Origin of the sequence: Dyadobacter sp. 3J3 (assembly GCF_009801115.1) — a bacterium.
GTDB lineage: Bacteria > Bacteroidota > Bacteroidia > Cytophagales > Spirosomataceae > Dyadobacter.
This window is the reverse complement of record NZ_VTOL01000003.1, coordinates 203773-222542: the sequence shown is the minus strand read 5'-3', so window position 1 is coordinate 222542 and position 18770 is coordinate 203773. Positions and strand designations below refer to the sequence as shown.

General features: G+C 39.1%; 18 protein-coding genes and 1 other RNA gene. 9 read left to right on the top strand and 10 right to left on the bottom strand.

Annotated elements, in window-relative coordinates:
• Window positions 1–92 precede the first annotated feature (92 nt).
• The 5 genes from rnpB to trmD all read left to right on the top strand — a co-directional run bounded on the left by rnpB (window position 93) and on the right by trmD (window position 4122).
• Window positions 93–488, top strand: an RNA gene (gene rnpB, locus FZF08_RS07925) — RNase P RNA component class A.
• A gap of 55 nt (window positions 489–543) precedes the next feature.
• Window positions 544–2082, top strand: coding sequence for an OmpA family protein (locus FZF08_RS07920; protein WP_159468102.1), 1539 nt, complete (start codon window positions 544–546; stop codon window positions 2080–2082).
• 143 nt (window positions 2083–2225) lie between these two features.
• Window positions 2226–2801, top strand: a complete 576-nt coding sequence (locus tag FZF08_RS07915; protein ID WP_159468101.1) for a 30S ribosomal protein S16 — start codon at window positions 2226–2228, stop codon at window positions 2799–2801.
• 90 nt (window positions 2802–2891) lie between these two features.
• Window positions 2892–3458 carry a ribosome maturation factor RimM gene (gene rimM, locus FZF08_RS07910; protein ID WP_159468100.1) on the top strand — a complete coding sequence of 189 codons (567 nt, stop codon included), beginning with the start codon at window positions 2892–2894 and terminating at the stop codon, window positions 3456–3458.
• Complete coding sequence (gene trmD / locus FZF08_RS07905) at window positions 3448–4122, top strand: tRNA (guanosine(37)-N1)-methyltransferase TrmD (protein WP_159468391.1); 675 nt, start codon at window positions 3448–3450, stop codon at window positions 4120–4122. Before rimM ends, trmD begins: the two co-directional genes overlap by 11 nt.
• 44 nt (window positions 4123–4166) lie before the next feature.
• On the opposite strand, the gene FZF08_RS07900 is transcribed toward trmD, so the two are convergent.
• Window positions 4167–4610: a GNAT family N-acetyltransferase gene (locus FZF08_RS07900; protein ID WP_159468099.1), complete on the bottom strand. Its 444-nt coding sequence runs from the start codon at window positions 4608–4610 to the stop codon at window positions 4167–4169.
• A gap of 52 nt (window positions 4611–4662) precedes the next feature.
• Window positions 4663–5694, bottom strand: a complete 1032-nt coding sequence (locus FZF08_RS07895) for an RluA family pseudouridine synthase (protein WP_159468098.1) — start codon at window positions 5692–5694, stop codon at window positions 4663–4665.
• Between the two features lie 112 nt (window positions 5695–5806).
• On the opposite strand from FZF08_RS07895, the gene FZF08_RS07890 reads away from it, so the two are divergent.
• Complete coding sequence (locus tag FZF08_RS07890; RefSeq protein ID WP_159468097.1) at window positions 5807–6709, top strand: 1-aminocyclopropane-1-carboxylate deaminase/D-cysteine desulfhydrase; 903 nt, start codon at window positions 5807–5809, stop codon at window positions 6707–6709.
• A gap of 14 nt (window positions 6710–6723) precedes the next feature.
• Here the strand turns inward: FZF08_RS07890 and FZF08_RS32280 are convergent, their stop codons facing one another.
• The 5 genes from FZF08_RS32280 to rfaD all read right to left on the bottom strand — a co-directional run bounded on the left by FZF08_RS32280 (window position 6724) and on the right by rfaD (window position 12334).
• Window positions 6724–6900, bottom strand: a complete 177-nt coding sequence (locus tag FZF08_RS32280; RefSeq protein WP_200837049.1) for a PIN domain-containing protein — start codon at window positions 6898–6900, stop codon at window positions 6724–6726.
• 184 nt (window positions 6901–7084) lie between these two features.
• Entirely contained in the window at window positions 7085–7300 is a 216-nt protein-coding gene (locus tag FZF08_RS07880) for a hypothetical protein (protein ID WP_159468096.1), read from the bottom strand.
• A gap of 105 nt (window positions 7301–7405) precedes the next feature.
• Window positions 7406–9652 carry a cation:proton antiporter gene (locus tag FZF08_RS07875; RefSeq protein WP_159468095.1) on the bottom strand — a complete coding sequence of 749 codons (2247 nt, stop codon included), beginning with the start codon at window positions 9650–9652 and terminating at the stop codon, window positions 7406–7408.
• 108 nt (window positions 9653–9760) lie between these two features.
• Complete coding sequence (sufB, locus tag FZF08_RS07870) at window positions 9761–11212, bottom strand: Fe-S cluster assembly protein SufB (RefSeq protein WP_159468094.1); 1452 nt, start codon at window positions 11210–11212, stop codon at window positions 9761–9763.
• Between the two features lie 156 nt (window positions 11213–11368).
• Entirely contained in the window at window positions 11369–12334 is a 966-nt protein-coding gene (gene rfaD / locus FZF08_RS07865) for an ADP-glyceromanno-heptose 6-epimerase (RefSeq protein WP_159468093.1), read from the bottom strand.
• 188 nt (window positions 12335–12522) lie between these two features.
• Between rfaD and FZF08_RS07860 the strand changes: the two genes are divergently transcribed.
• The 3 genes from FZF08_RS07860 (at window position 12523) to FZF08_RS07850 (ending at window position 14850) form a co-directional block, all read left to right on the top strand.
• On the top strand, window positions 12523–12942 hold the full coding sequence (locus FZF08_RS07860; RefSeq protein WP_159468092.1) for a 6-carboxytetrahydropterin synthase: 420 nt from the start codon (window positions 12523–12525) through the stop codon (window positions 12940–12942).
• 2 nt (window positions 12943–12944) lie between these two features.
• Window positions 12945–14057 (top strand): lipid-A-disaccharide synthase, encoded by a 1113-nt coding sequence (lpxB, locus tag FZF08_RS07855; protein ID WP_159468091.1) that lies wholly within the window; start codon window positions 12945–12947, stop codon window positions 14055–14057.
• A gap of 151 nt (window positions 14058–14208) precedes the next feature.
• A complete protein-coding gene (locus FZF08_RS07850; protein WP_159468090.1) occupies window positions 14209–14850 on the top strand; it encodes a response regulator transcription factor in 642 nt (213 codons plus the stop codon).
• Here the strand turns inward: FZF08_RS07850 and FZF08_RS07845 are convergent.
• From FZF08_RS07845 to hemN, 3 genes are all read right to left on the bottom strand, one after another.
• Window positions 14847–15911 carry a response regulator gene (locus FZF08_RS07845; RefSeq protein WP_159468089.1) on the bottom strand — a complete coding sequence of 355 codons (1065 nt, stop codon included), beginning with the start codon at window positions 15909–15911 and terminating at the stop codon, window positions 14847–14849. The genes FZF08_RS07850 and FZF08_RS07845 overlap by 4 nt on opposite strands.
• 15 nt (window positions 15912–15926) lie before the next feature.
• Window positions 15927–17147, bottom strand: coding sequence for a PAS domain-containing sensor histidine kinase (locus FZF08_RS07840; protein ID WP_229216454.1), 1221 nt, complete (start codon window positions 17145–17147; stop codon window positions 15927–15929).
• 138 nt (window positions 17148–17285) lie between these two features.
• Window positions 17286–18650 carry an oxygen-independent coproporphyrinogen III oxidase gene (gene hemN / locus FZF08_RS07835; RefSeq protein ID WP_159468087.1) on the bottom strand — a complete coding sequence of 455 codons (1365 nt, stop codon included), beginning with the start codon at window positions 18648–18650 and terminating at the stop codon, window positions 17286–17288.
• Window positions 18651–18770: the final 120 nt, after the last annotated feature.

The following is an 18770-nucleotide window of genomic DNA, read 5'->3' as shown; positions in this document are numbered from 1 at the left end:
GCTAAGTAAACAAATGCCATATTTTTTACTTTTTATGGTATATTGACTGCTGATCAAAGGAAAGTATTTCTTAGCTTTGTGGTCAAGTGAAAGGAATAAGCCGTCCTACCGCTGCGGTGAAAGCCGGAGAGGAAAGTCCGGACAGCACAGAGTGCCGTACTTCCTAACGGGAAGGCAGTCGATTGGCGACGATCAGCTGACAGCTAGTGCAACAGAGAATATACCGCCTGGCACATTTTTTTATGTCAGGTAAGGGTGAAAAGGTGGAGTAAGAGACCACCGCTTCAAAGGTGACTTTGAAGGCACGGTAAACCTTACGGGCTGAAAGATCAAATAGGTGTTAATTTGTGGGGCTGCTCGCCTCCGTTTTTCGGAACATTAGCACGGGTAGATCGTTAGAGGTTTTGAGTGATCAAAATCCTGGATAAATGGTAGGAATTCTGGTGCAAACCAGGATACAGAATCCGGCTTACAGGCTTTTTCCTTTTTCTGTTTTTGAGTAAATAATTAATGAATAATTGAATCACATAACTAGTGTTTCCCATGAAGAAAAAGAATCTTTACATTGCTTTAGTTTGTTTGTCACTAATGAGCCTGGATGCGTTGGCTCAAAAAAACCGAACGTATGATGGACCAAACAAGATGAATACTTGGTCTGTTACAGGATATGGTGGCATCACAAAATTCTTTGGTGATTTGAAAGAATACGATTTCAAAAGAGGCGATCATGAAAATCTGACCGGTGCGTGGGGACTCTCCATTAACAAACAATTATCTCCAATCTTTGGTGTTCAGCTGACTGGTTATAACGGATGGCTTCAAGGATCTAAGAAAAATGTAACCGTTCCTAACCCTTACAATCCTGAACTCACAAATACGTATGATGCTTATTTCAAAAGCCCGTCATTCGTTCAGGTATCTTTGGATGGAACTGTCAATCTTAATCGTTTGCTTTTCGGATACAAGAAATTACGCAGATGGAAAGTGGATGCTCATTTAGGAGCTGGTATCATGTATTATCATACTGATGTTACAGCAACAAATGTTACTCCAGGCAGTCCTAATTTCGGAAAAATAACAACACTTTCTTCTAACACAGACGGAAGTTCTAAAACTGCCGGAACATGGGATCGTAACGGTTCTACTTATACCCGTGAATGGGTTATGCCGGCTGGTTTAGCTGTTCATTATGAACTCTCTCCACGCTTCGATCTTGGTCTTGACTATACTTACACGTATGTTAACACTGAAAAACTTGATTTGACTGTTGGTAACAGAACAGATTACGAAACACAAACTGGCTTGTGGACATTCCAGAAAGGTGATTCAAAAAATGACAGATGGGGAGTTTTGCAAGTTGCATTGACTTACAAACTGGGTAAAAATGCTGTAATGGCTAAAAAAGGTAAATACGATGCAGGTAGCGGACGTTACCATTTGCGTTGGGCTAATCCACAGGCTTTGATTCCTGTTCCTTACAATCCGACAATGAACGATGCTGATTCAATTGCAAAAGCTAACATGCCGAAACCAGTTGATCCTCGTCTTTACACTGATACAGATGGTGATGGTGTTGCTGACTTATTTGACAAAGAACCAAATACTCCTGCGGGAAGCGTAGTTTCAGGTGGTGGTGTTGCAATGGATCTTGATAAAATTATCAGAGACGCTATCAAAAACAACTTGCCAAAAGACGAATGCGAAGCGCTATTCAGTAACATAGAATTTGATACTGACAAAGCAATTATTCGTGACGCTTCGAAAGAAACACTGGCCAAGGTAATTGAATTGTTGAACCTGCGTACAAACTGCCGTATCGTTCTTGTAGGACATACTGATGCTCGTGCGTCTGACAATTATAACATGGGCCTTGCTCGTCGTCGTGTGGATGCTGCGAAACGCTTCCTGGTTCGTCAGGGTCTTAAAGATACAAGCAGAATTTTGATCGAGTATTTTGGTGAATATCGCCCGATTGCTGAAAACACAACCGTTGAAGGACTTCAGTCTAACCGTCGTGTTGAAATCAAGATCTTGCCAAACAACACATTGCGTTCAACATATCCTGCTGGTTTCCAGAAATAACAGGTTTTTGACATAAGAAAAAAGGGAGGTGATCATTCACTTCCCTTTTTTTTATATTATCATGATTATTGAACCAATATTTTTGCGTAAATTTGCACCCTGTTTAATTCAGGGACGAGTTCCCTTTCATAACAAATTCAATAATGGCAGTTAAAATTAGATTAGCGCGTCGTGGACGCAAACAAAAAGCGATTTATGATATCGTAATCGCAGATGCCAGAGCACCACGTGATGGTCGCTTCATCGAAAAGATTGGTAGCTACAATCCGGGTACTAATCCTTCATCCGTTGTTTTAGATACAGCTAAGGCTGTTGACTGGTTGCTTAAAGGTGCTCAGCCAACGGACACAGCTCGTTCAATCCTGCACCATGAAGGCGTAATGCTTCGCAAGCATTTACAAGTTGGTGTAATTAAAGGAGCAATTGGTCAGGACGTTGCTGATGCACGTTTTGAAGAATGGAAATCGTCTAAAACTGATCGTAATGTTTCTGCTGCAGATACATTAACTCAAAAATTAGATACTGCAAAACAAACTAAATTGGATGCAGAACGTAAAGTAAATGAGTCACGTGCAGAAGCAATCGCTAAAAAGAATGCTCCTGTAGTAGTTGAAGAAGAAGTTGCTCCGGAAGAAGTTTCTGACGAAGTTGCTACTGACGAAGCTGCGGCAGATGCGCCTGTGGCGGAAGATACTAATGAAGCACCAGCTGCTGAATAATTTAGTAGAACATACTTTCTTTATGGGTCTGTCGGTTTACCGTGCAGACTCATATTTGTTTAAGGACTATCATAATAAATCAATACAACTTTGACACACGATAGCAGTTTTTTGCTGGGTTATATCGTTCGTACGCATGGTACGTCCGGCGATGTCGTTATTTTTCTGGATGTAGATTATCCGGAAGAATATGAAGATCTTGATTCTGTTTATTTCGACATAAAAGGGGATCTTGTTCCGTATTTTATTGAGCGTTTTAATTTGCAGAAACAGGCTAAGGCCATTGTAACGTTCGAAGACGTTAACACAATTGAAAAAGCACAGGCTTTGGTGGGTACATCACTATACCTTCCATTGGATTCTCTTGCTGAACTGGAAGAGGAAGAATTTTACTATCATGAGATCAAGGGTTATACCGTGATTGATGAAGTAAAAGGAGAATTGGGCATAGTGCGGGAAGTTTATTCTTTGAATGGTCAGGATTTGATTGCCATGGATTATCAGGGCGTAGAAGTCCTTATTCCAACAGCCGAAGATATTGTATTGAAGGCTGACAAGGAAAATAAGAAATTATTGGTGAATTTGCCTGAGGGTTTACTGGAAGTTTATCTGGAAAACGGTTCTGACGGCGACAATACTCCTGATGATGCGGATTGATATCATTTCATGTGTCCCCAACCTTCTGGATAGCTTTTTTGCCCACTCAATCTTAAAGCGTGCGCAGGAAGGAAAGTATGTAGAAGTTGTAGTGCACGATTTACGGGATTATTCCGGCAACAAGCACCGTTCCATTGACGATTACGCTTTTGGAGGTGGAGCTGGTATGGTTTTGCAAATTGAGCCTATCGCCAATTGTATCCGTTCTTTGCAGGCTGAAAGAGCATATGATGAAGTGATTTATCTAACTCCGGATGGTGAATTGATGGAACAGAAGATGGTCAACACACTTTCTTTGAAAGGAAATCTGATCATGTTATGCGGTCATTACAAGGGTGTTGATCAGCGTGTCCGTGATATTTTTATCACAAAAGAAATCAGTATTGGCGATTATGTATTATCAGGTGGAGAACTTGCCGCAGCGGTTCTTGCAGATTCGATCATTCGATTGCTACCAGGTGTTTTAAATGATGAAACGTCGGCGCTGACAGATTCTTTTCAGGATAATTTACTGGCACCTCCTGTGTATTCACGTCCATCTGATTTTGAAGGACATGGAATTCCGGAAATATTAGTATCTGGTCATGAAGCCAAAATTGAAGAATGGCGGTATGAGCAGTCTATAAAACGTACAAAAGAAAGAAGACCGGATTTACTTAAATAAAGTAATCCGGTCTTCGGCTTTTTACGCGTATCTGAAAAATATGGTTAAAAATCCAGATTGCAATTGATCCATTCATCGTCGAAGTTAGTGCCGTATTTGCGGTAAAAACCTACTGCGGAAGTATTCCAATCGAGCACCTGCCACATCATTCCAGTACATCCTGTTTTTTTTGCAGCGACAACGGTTGCGTCAAAAAGTATCTTTCCAATCCCGTTTCCACGCATATCTTCCGTCACGATGATATCTTCCATGTACAATCTTTTGCCTTTCCAGGTTGAGTAGCGGTAATAGTACAGACATAGGCCAATAATCTTCGAATCATCCTCTGCAACAAAAAAATCGAAAAGATTTTCCTTGTAATCGCGGGACATTTTATCAATATTATTGCTAACCTGATCCAGCGCCTTTTCGTAAATAGCAAGCTCTTTTACGAGTTCGAAAACGGCGGGTATATCTTCAACTGTACCTTGGCGGGTGGAAATATTCATGAGTCAGGTTATTATTTGAACGATTGAATAAGTGCTTTTTGATTAAATTATACTATTGATATTTGACAAAATTCTCCCATTTATCAACGATGGCCTGGAAATTTTCAGGAAGCTCTGTATCAAATTGCATCCATTCTTTTGTTGTAGGATGTATGAAACCCAGAGATTTTGCGTGAAGAGCTTGTCCGGGCATTAATTTAAAATTATTTTCTACAAAAACCTTAAAACTACCCGTTGTTCCACCACGCAAAACTTTATCACCTCCATAAACAGAATCGTTGAAAATAGGGTGGCCAATGTGCTGCATATGCGCACGAATCTGGTGCGTTCTTCCTGTTTCCAGATTACATTTGATCAGGGAAACATAACGCATTGGTTTTAAAGTCTCATAATGTGTTACTGCATGTTTGCCCTGAGAACCGTCTTCATAGATATCCATCACGCGCCTGTCCTTTACGCTGCGCCCGATATGACCCGTTATTGTTCCTTTATAATCTTTGGGTTCACCCCACACCAAGGCATTATAAGTTCTTTCAATGGTATGATCAGAAAATTGCTTTGCCAGAAAAGTCATCGCAAATTCTGTTTTCGCAATTACTAACAATCCGGAAGTGTCTTTATCAATCCGGTGAACCAAACCTGGTCGCCCTTCGCCGCTTCTGCCGGTTGGAAGATTCTGAAAGTGATATACCAAAGCATTAATCAAAGTCCCGGTCCAGTTTCCAAAAGCAGGATGAACGACCATACCCGTTGGTTTATTAACCAAAAGCAAAACGTCATCTTCATAAATAATATCCAGTGGAATATTTTCGGGAATAATTTCAGTGTCACGGGGTTCATTTGGAAGAAGCAGCGTAATGACATCGAATGGCTTTACTTTATAACTTGATTTGACAGACAAACCATTTACTTTTATAGCTTCCGCTTCAATGCCATTTTGTATTTTTGTCCGGGAAGCATTGGCGACATGAACATTTAAAAACTTGTCAAGCCGCATAGCCGTTTGCCCTTTATCGGCAACAATACGGTAATGTTCAAATAAATCGTCTTCGTCGGCACCGTTATCTATTTCGTCTGCGAGCATTTTTTCTGGTGTAATATGAAAATGTAAACTGAGGAATTAGCTGGTGTCAAATCAGTAATCATAAAAGTTTGCATCAGGAATTTTTAATCTAAAAACAAAATTACCAAAATTCGTGGACTTACTGGTTCCTTCTTTACCAACACCGCTTCAGGAAATAACAGATTCCGTTATCATAAAGGCTGGTGTCAGGCTTTATATCAAACGTGACGACTTAATTCATCCAACAGTTTCGGGAAATAAATGGCGGAAACTGAAATATAATCTTGAACAGGCAAGATCCGAAGGAGCAAAGACTTTGCTAACTTTTGGCGGTGCTTTTTCTAATCACTTATATGCAACAGCGGCTGCCGGGAAATATTCAGGTTTTGCCACGATTGGTATTGTAAGAGGAGAAGATCCGGGTGAAAGAAAATCATCAACGTTGAAATTCTGTGAGGAGCAGGGCATGCAGTTACACTATGTTTCGCGTGAGGAGTATAAGCTTAGAAATTCTGATTTTTATATTGATAAAATCAGAGAACAATTTGAAAATCCATTCATAATTCCGGAAGGTGGAACATCCGAAAGGGCTTTACAAGGTGTGCAGGAGCTGGTGACAGAGACGGAAGAGCAACTTGGCAGATCACCTGATTATTATGCTGTGGCTGTCGGTACAGGCGGAACTGCTGCTGGTATTCTATCAACTGGCGCTCATGTATTGGCTTTTTCTGCGTTAAAAGGCGGAGCTTTTTTAGAAGGTGATATTTTAAATTTGGTTGGTGAAAACGATAAAGAAGGGCAATTGGAATTATTTACTGATTATCATTTCAAAGGTTACGCAAAATATACGGATCAGCTTCTGGATTTTATTTTGAAATTCAAAAAGAAACATGGAATCCAGTTGGAGCAAGTTTACACCGGTAAGATGCTTTTTGGATTATATGACTTGATTGAAAAAGGATATTTCAAAACCGGGGATTGTATAGTGGCGGTTCATACGGGTGGTTTGCAGGGACTTTTGGCGGAGTTGAAGTAGGATTGATCTTACGATTACAAATCGTAAAGATTGATTAGTGTCAACCCTTTTATATTCTTAAAATCTGAAATGTTTCTGGTAATAAGAGTATAATTATAAATTATCGCGGTTGCTGCAACAATTGCATCTGGAAGCTTTATCCTGCTTTTTTTTCGTAAATCAATAGTTTTATCTACAATTTCATTACTCAAATCATAAACGTAAGAATCATTTATAAAATTAGTAAGTACGTCGTAATGCTCTTCTAAAGTATTAAAACTTAGATTTTACTAATTATTGACAAATTGGGAATTTAATCAATAACTCCTCCAAGAAAATTAAAACCAGATATTGGAAGTTTATTATTCAAAAAATCTATAACGGCATTAGTATCAATCAGATATTGCGATTTTTCCATTCTTCTCTGCTTTGAGTAACATACTTTTGGAATTCATTAGCAATATCCGAAGGTAATTTGCCTGCGTATTTTTCGGAAAGTTTTTGTTTTGGTTGACCGTCGGTTTTCAAAAGTTTTATAATATGCAAATCTTCAAGATCTGCAAGAAGCTTATAAGCTTTGATGTTTGTTATTTGAACAAGTACCGTTTCCATTGCTAATCGGATCAATTTGAATAGATTATTTGAAGTTACTACTATTTTAGTGCCTGACCAAATTTATGAAAATAACGAGTAACTGAATTCAATTACTTGCTATCCCTACCAAATACTATCCTTCCTCTGAATATAATCCTTGATCAAATCCCTTTCTCCCGCTACCCACAAAACATCTTCTTTTTCAATGATCATGGACGAATCCGGGTTCAGAATCCGCTCACCGTTTCTTTCAAGTCCAACCACCATGCCGTGTGTTAATTCACGTATCTGACTGTTTCTAATCGATTTTCCTATGATATTAAATTCACTTTTTACTTCAATTCTCTGGAGCGTGATTTTGTCTTCCTGGGCCAGGTAAGCTTCGCCGTTTCTACTGATTTCTACATGGCCGCGAAAATTGTCTAGCTGATCATCCGTGCCAATTACTTCAATACGGTCATACGGATATAATACTTCGGTTGGGCGGGGGAGTTGGATTGTTTTGGTACCGCGTTCAATAAGCACAACATTAATTCCAAAACTTTCACGTATTCCCAATTGCTGCAAGCTTTTTCCTATCAAAGAAGAATCTGGACTTACTTCCAAAAAAGCAAAATGCGCATCCCAAGGCAAAAGTATTTTTTTGGATTTTCCACTTCCTTCCAGTTGTCGTGCATTGAGATTTTGCAGGAAGCGGTCTTCGATTTTACTGTAAAATAATTTAAGTCGCTGGTAAAATATTCCTACGGCCAGCACCATAATTCCACTGGCAATCATGAGCGCAGTCGGGGTTTCAAAAAACGAGTTCAGGAGAAAACCCATCAAAATAATACCGATTAAAACTCTGGACAATTCCAGAAGCAATAATGGGCCGCGACTAAATTTCCTACTCAGCCAAAGTGCAGAGTAGGCTTTTCGGTTGGATCTTTTAAATATTAAAGCCCAAATGAAAGGAGAAATAAACAAAAAAGTTAGTCCGAAAAATGTAGATAATGTTACATAGGTTTTGGGAACTCGTTGAAAAACCTGTGGAGCAATCTGCCGTGACATAATAGTTATTATACCAATAATTACAACAGAATTCAGAATAACAGTTTGCGCGTAGGATTGAAGAATTAAATTCCAATGTGTGGTTTTGGCAATTGTAGCCGTACTTGTGCTATACCGGTTTAAACGATTTCTCCAGGATTCCGGTAAATGTTTATCAAACCATACATAAAAAGGCTCGGATGCCTTCATCATGTAAGGCGTGGTAAAAGTGGTGATCACAGAAACTCCAACCGCTATGGGATAAAGAAACTCGCTGGTAACTTTCAATGACAATCCAAGGTTGGCGATGATAAAAGAAAATTCACCAATTTGAGATAAGCTCATCCCGGCCTGAATTGATTTTTTCAAAGGCTGACCGGAAATAACCGCACCCATAGTAACGTAGGTTGTCTTTCCTAAAATAACAACGAAAACCAGGATCGCAGTGGGAACGGCATATTCTACTAATAATTTCGGATTGATAAGCATACCAACCGAAATAAAGAAAACTGCTCCGAAAAGATCTTTAACAGGTTTTAACAAATGTTCAATTTTCTCGGCATGTGTTGTTTCTGCTAATATTGAACCCATAATAAACGCTCCCAAAGCGGCGGAAAATCCAGCTTTTGTAACCAGGAAAACCATCCCGAAACAAAGCGCAATGGAAGTGATCAATACACTTTCATCATTCATTAAATTCCGGAAACGCCGGAGTAACGTAGGGAAAATAAATATTCCTCCTAGAAACCATAAAATCAGGAAAAAGAAAAGTTTTGCTATCGATTGCAGCATTTCCATTCCTGCAAATTGCTGGCTGATCGAAAGGGTTGATAAAAGAACCATTAACAAAACCGCTGTCAAATCTTCAATCACCAATATTCCAAACACAACGCTGGTAAATTGCTGTGTTTTTAAACCGAGCTCTTCAAAGGCACGAAAAATAATGGTCGTTGAAGATATGGCAATAATTCCTCCCAGAAATAAACTGTCAATTTTACTCCATCCTAACAATTGTCCAGTTACAAATCCGGTAACGAGCATTAAGGTTACTTCAAAAAGTCCGGTTATCGCGGCAGTGCTGCCGACTTTAACCAGTTTTTTGAAACTAAATTCTAAACCCAGATTAAAAAGAAGAAAAATCACTCCGATTTCTGCCCAAATTTCAATCGTTTTAATATCAGTAATGGTAGGGAAAATCGTAAAATTAGGTCCAACCAAAAGGCCGGCAAGAATATATCCCAGAACAATGGGTTGCTTCAATTTTTTGAAAATGATGGTAATAATACCAGCCATTGTCAGGATTAGCGAGAGGTCTACAATTAGCTGTGGAACATGGGTCATTGGGTACTGGTATTTCGCGGAAAATATGATAATACCAATAAAATACAAAAAGCCTTTGATGATTCAAAGGCTTTTTGGCAATACTTGAAAAAATGAAACGCAATCAGCTTATCCTACACTACCTTCCAAACTGATTTCCAGAAGCTTTTGTGCTTCAACTGCAAATTCCATTGGAAGCTGATTTAAAACTTCTTTTGCATATCCATTTACGATTAGAGCAACTGCCTGTTCCGTAGGAATTCCGCGTTGGTTGCAATAAAACAATATATCTTCTCCGATTTTTGAAGTAGTCGCTTCGTGCTCCACCGTTGCCGAAGGATTGCTAACTTCTATGTAAGGGAAAGTATGGGCGCCGCATTTATCTCCCAGCAGCAATGAGTCGCATTGAGAGAAATTACGTGCTTTATCTGCCTTTTTAAATACCTGAACTAAACCACGGTATGAGTTATGGCTTTTTCCTGCGGAGATACCTTTTGAAACAATACGGCTTTTCGTATTTTTCCCGATATGGATCATTTTGGTTCCTGTATCAGCCTGCTGCATGTTATTGGTCACGGCAACAGAATAAAATTCACCAATCGAATTATCTCCTTTTAAAATCACAGAAGGATATTTCCATGTTATTGCAGAACCTGTTTCAACCTGAGTCCAGGAGATTTTAGAGAAAGCACCATCACACAAACCACGTTTGGTAACGAAGTTGTAGATACCGCCTTTTCCTTCTTTATCACCAGGATACCAGTTTTGAACCGTAGAATATTTCACGTTTGCATTTTCATGCGCGAAAATTTCCACAACAGCTGCATGCAGCTGGTTTTCATCACGCATTGGTGCAGTACAACCTTCCAGATAACTTACATGGCTATCAGCATCCGCAATAATTAATGTACGCTCAAACTGACCTGTTCCTGCTGCATTAATACGGAAATACGTAGAAAGCTCCATCGGGCATTTCACACCTTTTGGAATATATACGAATGATCCGTCAGAGAAAACGGCTGAATTAAGTGCCGAGTAATAATTGTCTTTTGGCGGAACAACAGATCCAAGATATTTCTTTACCAGATCCGGATGCTCACGAATAGCCTCGCTGATCGAGCAAAAAATAATTCCTTTTTCTCTCAATGAATCTTTAAACGTTGTAAAAACGGACTCCGAGTCCATTACCGCATCCACAGCAATCGGCACACCTGAAAGTCTTTTTTGCTCAGTCAGTGATATTCCCAAACGCTGGAAAGTATCACGCAATTCAGGATCTATATCGTCAAGGCTTTCAACAACTTTCTTCTTCTTCGGTGCAGAATAATATTTGATTGCCTGAAAATCAATTTTAGGATAATGCACATTCGGCCATTTCGGTTCTGGCATTTTCAGCCACATCGTAAAAGCCTTCAAACGCCACTCCAGCATCCATTCAGGTTCATTCTTTTTTGCGGAAATAAACCGTATAGTGCTCTCATCCAAGCCCATAGGAGCTTCGTCTGCTTCAATATCAGTTACAAATCCGTATTTGTATTCCGAACTGGTGATTTCCTCCAACAATTCATCTTCTTTGCTCATAGTCTTAATTATATCACTCTATGGTTGTTATACTGGTAACACACAGAAATGACATTGAGTTTATATATAGACTCAAAAATACGTAAAATTCTGGACAAAGTTATGACCGGGATCATAACTTGTATCCAGAATTCGATTATTTAGACGGATAAAATATTAAAGATAACTTCCAGAAGAAAGATAATCTTTCACATATTCACTGACGCCTTCTTCTAATGTATGAAACGGTTTTGTATAGCCAATTGCGTGCAATTTACTCATATTTGCCTGCGTAAAATACTGATATTTATCACGAATATCGGCCGGTGTATCCACGTAGGAAATATCCGGCGTTTTGTCCATAGCAAGGAAGGTATTTGATACCAGGTCCTTGAACGTACGCGCTTTTCCGCTGCCAAGATTGTATATGCCGGAATCTTTACGGTGGTGCATGAAAAATACACAAACATCGATCAAATCCTTTACATATATAAAGTCGCGCATTTGTTCACCATCTTTAAAATCGGGATTGTGTGAACGGAAAAGTTTCATTTTATCAGTCGCCTTGATCTGGTTGAATGCATGGAAAATAACCGAAGCCATGCGTCCTTTATGATATTCGTTTGGTCCGTATACGTTAAAAAACTTCAGTCCAACCCAGAAGAAAGGTTTTTTCTCCTGCTTCAATGCCCAGATATCAAAATCGTTTTTCGAATCTCCGTAAGGGTTTAACGGTTTTAGCTGAGGGATCAAAGATTCATTGTCGTCATAGCCAAGTTCTCCCAATCCGTAAGTTGCTGCCGAAGAAGCATAAACCAGTGGAATTTGATACGCCACGCACTTTTCCCAGATTTGTTTGGAATAGTCAAGATTGAGCTCGTTAAAGATATTTACATCAAACTCCGTAGTATCAGTTCTGGCACCGATGTGGAAAATGAACTCAACATCTTTGTTGTTTTTATCCAGCCATTCAAATAAAGAACTTCGTTCAACACGCTCCTTAATTGTCTTTCCTTCCAGATTCTCTGCCTTTTCAATTTTTGAGAAATCGTCAACAGCAATAATGTTACTAAAGCCTTCCTGGTTAAGCCTGCTGATCAGACCGCTCCCGATAAATCCGGCTGCACCTGTTACTATAATCATAATAGATTATTTGTTTAATGAGGTTAAACTGTAAAAAGAATGCCAGATAAGAGTAATTCTTTTGTTCAATCTACTCATGAAATTTTCTTTTTAAATTGTATTTTTTTGAGTTAACTGCTAATATTTTTACAAAACTACCGATACAAGATGTAATTTTGTAACATTATTAGAAAGGGAAGGGAAAATTTATGATTTACGTAACGAGAAAAGAGCATTTTAACGCCGCTCACCGGCTTTTTAACCCGGCTTGGTCAGAAGAGAAAAATCAGGAGGTGTTTGGGCCTTGCGCCAATAATAACTGGCATGGACATAATTTTGAATTAATAGTAACCGTAAAAGGCAAGCCGGATCCGGACACAGGATTTGTGATTGATCTGAAAGTATTAGGAGATTTGATAAAAGATAAGGTGGTTGACAAAGTCGATCATAAAAATCTGAATCTTGATGTGGATTTTATGAAAGGCAAAATGGCTTCCTGCGAAATTTTTGTGACAGAAATCTGGAAGATCCTCGCACCTGCTATTCAGGAGTTGGCACCAACGTCACAATTGCATTATATCAAACTAGTAGAGACACCGAAAAATTTCGTAGAATACTACGGCGAATAAGCATGAAATACTATCTCGTTGCCGGCGAACGTTCGGGTGATTTACATGGTGCCAATCTGATGAAAGGCATAAAATCTAATGATCCGGACGCGCAGTTTCGCGGCTGGGGCGGTGATATGATGGAGGCGGAGGGCATGGATCTTGTGACGCACTATAAGGATACTGCTTTCATGGGTTTTCTGGAAGTGGCAAAGAATATTTTGAAAATTACCGGTTTCCTGAAAAAATGTAAGAAAGATATTCTTGCATACCAGCCGGATGTGATTGTGCTGATAGACTATCCGGGATTTAATTTACGGATGGCTGCATTTGGTAAGAAAAACGGATTTAAGATATTCTATTATATCTCTCCAAAAGTCTGGGCATGGAATCAGAAACGTGCCTGGAAGATAAAGGCCAATGTTGATCACATGTTCGTGATTTTTCCGTTTGAAATTGATTTCTACAAAAAATTTGACTTCAAAGTTGATTATGTTGGCAATCCTCTAATGGATGCTATTGAAGCTTTTAAACCAGATCCTGATTTTTTAAAAAAGAATAAACTTGATAATAATCAGCCTGTTATCGCATTGCTCCCGGGTAGCCGGCGACAGGAAATTATCAATATGCTGGATCTGATGTTGACAGTTCAGCCGCATTTCCCGGATTATCAGTTTATTGTAGCCGGTGTAAAAAATCTTCCCGCTTCTCTTTATGAAAAATATGAAGCGTTGGGCAATGTTACTGTTGTGTACGAATCAACCTATGATTTGTTGTCAATATCCGAAGCTGCGCTTGTAACCTCTGGTACGGCAACATTAGAAACGGCGTTATTAAATATTCCGGAAGTAGTCTGCTACAAAACCAGCGGCATTTCTTACGCAGTGGCAAAAAAATTAATCCGTGTACCATTTATTTCTCTTGTCAATCTGATCATGGAAAAAGAGGTGGTGCGGGAGCTTATTCAGGACGAATTAAATGAAAAGCAGTTGACTGATGAATTACGGTCAATTCTTAAAAACGGAGAAAAGAGAACTGCTCAGCTGGAAAATTATGCTACCCTTCATAAACGGGTAGGAGGTGCGGGAGCTTCGCTGAAAGCTGGAAAGCTTATATTTAAATATTTGCAAGTTTAGTAGCATATATTTGTAGTTACCTTGCTACATAAATTGAGAAATATATCTACTTTTTTCTAGCTACTAGTAAATTATCTTTGCGCTCCATGCAAGGAATTTTCACCTAAAGCCCAGGTATTGCTATTATCATATCTCTTTATTCAAATTGATTATGCATCAGGTACTTTTAGTTAATCAGGATTCAGGTACGCATTCAGATTTAAGTCTGCTTTTTCAGGAAAATGATTACAAAAGTGTTTTATTGGACGAAGTTGAAACAGGAAATGAAGCATTAAGAAAAGTCGTGAACGATTCTTATGATATGATGATCCTTAATCTTGATCTGCCAAAAACAAATATGCTTGGTCTTATCAATAAATTAAAGCTGCTAAATCCTGATTTGCCCATCTTGCTATATTCTGCTGTGGTTGAACCTGTTTTTATCAAACGCTATCTCAAAAGTGGGGTCAATGGATATTGTTTTTTCAAAAACGGGGACGTCAACGAGATCTTAAAGGCAATCCCTAAAATTAACAGCGGCAAGTGGTACATCAGCCAGGAAATGGTTGAGTTTATCGTAGAACAGGCGTTGTATAGTAAAAAAGTCGATCGTTTTGATAATCTGGATGAACAGGAATTTGAAATATTCACACATTTGATAAAAGGCGGTACTGTTGCAAATATCGCCAAAATCATGGGTGTCAATTTACCCACAGTTTCTATTTGCAAAACGAGAATTCTTGATAAACTCAGAATTACCAATCTGTTTGACCTGAAAAATGTGATCAATATGTCCTTATTGTTGGAAAGCTAGTTTCTCATGCGGGCCAGTTTTTCGTATTCCAGAACCGTTATCATGCTGCCCTTCATGTCAACCAGTTTTTCTTCCTTAAAATCGGACAATGTCCTGATCACAGTTTCGGTTGCCGTGCCAACCATCGATGCAATATCTTCGCGGGTAATTGCCATTGAAAAAGGTTTGGAACGATCTTCCTGATATCGCTGCACGAGCATTACCAAAGCCTGGGCAACACGTTTTCTCACCGAATTATAAGCTAGTTGAAGCAATCTTTCTTCACGATCTTTTATTTCATTGGAAAGCATTTTGATAAACTTGGTAGCAACTTCCCGGTTTCCCTGTAAAAGATTGAAAAAATCATCTTTTGGTATCATGGCTACTTCTGATTTTTCAAGGGAAATTGTCGTCTCCTGATAGGGTTCGCCCTGAAGTAAATCCAGATAACCGAAGAAATCGCCTTCCTTATACAATTCAGTGATATACTCTTTTCCGTTATCGTTCGACTTATATGCTTTTACTTTTCCTTTTTGAAGGAAGAAAACATTGGACGGAAAACTGCCTTCTGTGTAAATAGTTTCCTTCTTTTTCAGCGTTTTCGTCTTTTTATCATCCGCCAGTTTCGTAATCAGGTCAAAAGATTTTGCCTCATGAATAAATTCATCAAGACCTTCGGCCGTGCGGGTAAACTGTCCCTTTAACCGTTCGCTTTTTTTTAGTCTTATTTCAACTGCGTTCAATAATTCAACATCATCATAAGGCTTGGTCAGATAATCATCCGCACCCATCGTCATCCCTTTGCGGTAATCATTTTTTTCAGCTTTCGCAGTCAGGAAAACAAATGGAATATTGGCTGTGTGATCATCCTTGCTAAGCAAAAGCAGAACTCCGTAGCCGTCCAGTTCGGGCATCATGATATCGCAGATAATTAAATCCGGTTTTTCATGATGAGCCAGCTGAACGCCCTCTTTTCCGTTATGCGCAGTCAAAACGTGATAATTGGCCAGTTCAAGGATTTCGGCCGTATTTTCACGCATTTCGGGATTATCTTCAATCAATAATATTCTCTTGTTTTCCATTATGGCGTTTATGTGTTAATTAGCGGGTAAATGATCCGGTAATTTGATTTTAAAAGTAGTTCCTTTGTTAACCTCACTTGAAAATGAAACTTCACCTCCCATTAGGCTGACATAATTTTGCACAATGTTTAGCCCCAAACCTGTTCCTTGCGCGTTTCCCGCATTATTTGCCCTGAAAAAGCGATCGAAAATATGCATTTGATCACTTTCAGGTATTCCAATGCCCTGATCAATAATGTCAATAAAAATGATTTTTCCGTCAGCCTTGATATCAAACTGGATCAGTTTTCCCGGTTCCGAATATTTAATGGCATTGGAGATCAGATTAAAGATTACGTTACGAAGCAACTGTTTGTCTACCCACACTGACTTACTTCCGGAATGAGAAAATGAAATGGTCTGGCCTTCTTTGCATAACCCTTTGATTTCTTCAATAAGCCCCTGGCAAAAATCGGGCAACTCCGTATAAACGGGTACGCTGTGAATTCGTCCTTCTTCAAGTTTTCCGATTGACATAAAATCATTCAGGATTTCTGTCAAATTGGTAACGGCCGACTTTATCCGCTGTACATGTTTCTGTCTTTTGTCCTCTTCTTCCGTCTTGGCGTACCTGCCAATAAGCGAGGCAGAGGAAAGAATGGTGGCCAATGGCGTACGGAATTCATGCGAAGCAATGGTCACAAACTGGCTTTTCATATTATTCAGCTCACGTTCTTTTTTCAAAGCACGCATCACTTCTTCCTGCGATTGTTCAACTTTATAAATTGCCTTTGCCAATTCTTCGGTTCGTTGATTTACACGTTCTTCCAGTTCAGCATTCAGTTTCTGGATTTCCTGATTGGCTTCCTGGATAATATTTTCCTGCTTTTTTCTTTCAGTAATATCAATGACAAAACTTACAACAAACTGGCCCTCACTTGTTTTGAAAGGGCTTAAACTTACTTCCACCGGAAATTCGCTTCCATCTTTTCTTCTTGCATAGAGGTCAAGCGAGCTCCCCATTCCACGCGCATGTGGAGATTCCAGATAATTATCCCGATGATTAACATGAGCTTTTGTCAGTCTTCTCGGAATGAGACTTTCAATTTTTTGATCAACAAGTTCTTTGTCTTCGTAGCCAAAAAGTTCGAGTGCTTTGGGATTTAGCATCACAATAACTCCTTCTTTGTTAACAACTACGATCCCTTCGGTGGCATGTTTAAAAAGTGCGTCGAGCATTTCAATGTGCCGTGTCATGGCTTCGTTATGTTTTTCTAAATAATTATTACTAAACATACCAAGTTACAGGACATAGTTGAAGGTAACAAACGAACCGAAAATAATGAATGAATGAGTGAATGATAGAATGAGTGAAATAATGGCTCAAATTTCAACTTAAACGGTTTGACTGAAAAGTGTTGTTGCCGGTATTTCTTCCCAAAGTTTTGCATCAAAAGCCATACATACATTTCGCACAAAGGCTTTTCCGGTATTGGTTACACGTAATCGGAAAGGCTCAATTTCAACCAGCTCATCAAATTGCAATTCGGATAAACGTTCCAGTGCTTTATACAAATCGTCACAAACTTCATCATCGTTTTTCCAGGTTGTTTCGAATTGTGTCATAATCCGGAGAATATGTTTTCTCAAAATAAGATCCTCTTTTGTCAGCTCATGACCTTTGATAACAGGCAAATGACCAGCATCGATTTTCTCATAATACGCCTCGACATTTTTTTCATTCTGAACATAACCTGTCCAGCAATCGCTGATCGAAGAAACGCCCAGGCCAACGAGCAATTGCGTATGCGTGTCGGTATATCCCATGAAATTTCTATGCAAACGGCCATCCTGTTGCGCTTTGTAAAGCTCATCGGTTTCAAGTGAGAAATGGTCCATACCAATATCATGATAACCGGAAAGTTCCAGGGCGTTTCTACCGGTTTCATAAATCGCCATTTTTTTATCAGGATCCGGTAAATCACTTTCTGAATATTTTCTTTGTCCGGGTTTAATCCATGGAATGTGTGCATAACTGTAAAAGGCAATACGGTCGGGACGAAGCTGAACGACGCGCATAATCGTTTCCATCATTGTACAAACTTTCTGCATCGGCAGACCATAAACAATGTCATAATTCACAGAAGTGTACCCAATTTCTCTCGCTTTTTTTGTCAAATGGCTAACCTGTTCATAGGTTTGCTGACGGTTAATTACAGCCAGTACTAAAGGATTAAAATCTTGTACGCCAATACTTATTCTGCGGAATCCAACATTGAAAAGTGCCTGCAAATGTTCGTCTGTTGTATTTCCCGGATGCGCTTCAAAACTGAATTGAGCTTTTGGATGAACGTCTGCATTTTTCAATAAACCTTCAATCAATTTTGTAAGGTTTTCAGGACTGAAAAAAGTAGGGGTTCCTCCGCCAAGATGAATCTCCCTTATAATTGGTTTTGTTTCTTCAAAAATGGAAAAATACAATTCCCATTCTTTCAAAACTGCGTTGATGTATGTTTCTTCTACTTTATGATTAATTGTAATACGTGTGTTGCAGCCACAGTAAGTACATAGGCTCTCACAAAAGGGCAAGTGTATGTATAGGCTTATTCCTTCTTTCTCGTTGGAAATTGTGAAAGCTTCTTTGGCAAGTTTTTCCCAGTTTTGTTCCGTCGGAGGCGTTTTTTGCCAGTAGGGAACAGTTGGGTAGCTTGTATATCTTGGCCCGGGAGTATTGTATTTAAAAAGCAAATCCTTATCCATGGGAGTCGTGTTTTGAATTAATTTCTATATATCAAAACTAGTCAGGTACCATGGCTAAAAACATGACAGAAATCAGTTTGAAAACTTACTTTTGAAAGGATTTTGAAAGTGAGTTGGCAA

Bases quoted from the DNA above. Each gene is read 5' to 3' on its own strand.
- trmD (WP_159468391.1), top strand. From the start codon at position 3,448: ATGCGGATTGATATCATTTCATGTGTCCCCAACCTTCTGGATAGCTTT.
- hemN (WP_159468087.1), bottom strand. From the start codon at position 18,650: ATGGATAAGGATTTGCTTTTTAAATACAATACTCCCGGGCCAAGATAT.
- FZF08_RS07920 (WP_159468102.1), top strand. From the start codon at position 544: ATGAAGAAAAAGAATCTTTACATTGCTTTAGTTTGTTTGTCACTAATG.
- FZF08_RS07845 (WP_159468089.1), bottom strand. From the start codon at position 15,911: ATGGAAAACAAGAGAATATTATTGATTGAAGATAATCCCGAAATGCGT.
- FZF08_RS07915 (WP_159468101.1), top strand. From the start codon at position 2,226: ATGGCAGTTAAAATTAGATTAGCGCGTCGTGGACGCAAACAAAAAGCG.
- FZF08_RS07900 (WP_159468099.1), bottom strand. From the start codon at position 4,610: ATGAATATTTCCACCCGCCAAGGTACAGTTGAAGATATACCCGCCGTT.
- lpxB (WP_159468091.1), top strand. From the start codon at position 12,945: ATGAAATACTATCTCGTTGCCGGCGAACGTTCGGGTGATTTACATGGT.
- FZF08_RS07860 (WP_159468092.1), top strand. From the start codon at position 12,523: ATGATTTACGTAACGAGAAAAGAGCATTTTAACGCCGCTCACCGGCTT.
- sufB (WP_159468094.1), bottom strand. From the start codon at position 11,212: ATGAGCAAAGAAGATGAATTGTTGGAGGAAATCACCAGTTCGGAATAC.
- FZF08_RS07850 (WP_159468090.1), top strand. From the start codon at position 14,209: ATGCATCAGGTACTTTTAGTTAATCAGGATTCAGGTACGCATTCAGAT.
- rfaD (WP_159468093.1), bottom strand. From the start codon at position 12,334: ATGATTATAGTAACAGGTGCAGCCGGATTTATCGGGAGCGGTCTGATC.
- FZF08_RS07880 (WP_159468096.1), bottom strand. From the start codon at position 7,300: ATGGAAACGGTACTTGTTCAAATAACAAACATCAAAGCTTATAAGCTT.
- FZF08_RS07875 (WP_159468095.1), bottom strand. From the start codon at position 9,652: ATGACCCATGTTCCACAGCTAATTGTAGACCTCTCGCTAATCCTGACA.
- FZF08_RS07895 (WP_159468098.1), bottom strand. From the start codon at position 5,694: ATGCTCGCAGACGAAATAGATAACGGTGCCGACGAAGACGATTTATTT.
- FZF08_RS07840 (WP_229216454.1), bottom strand. From the start codon at position 17,147: ATGACACGGCACATTGAAATGCTCGACGCACTTTTTAAACATGCCACC.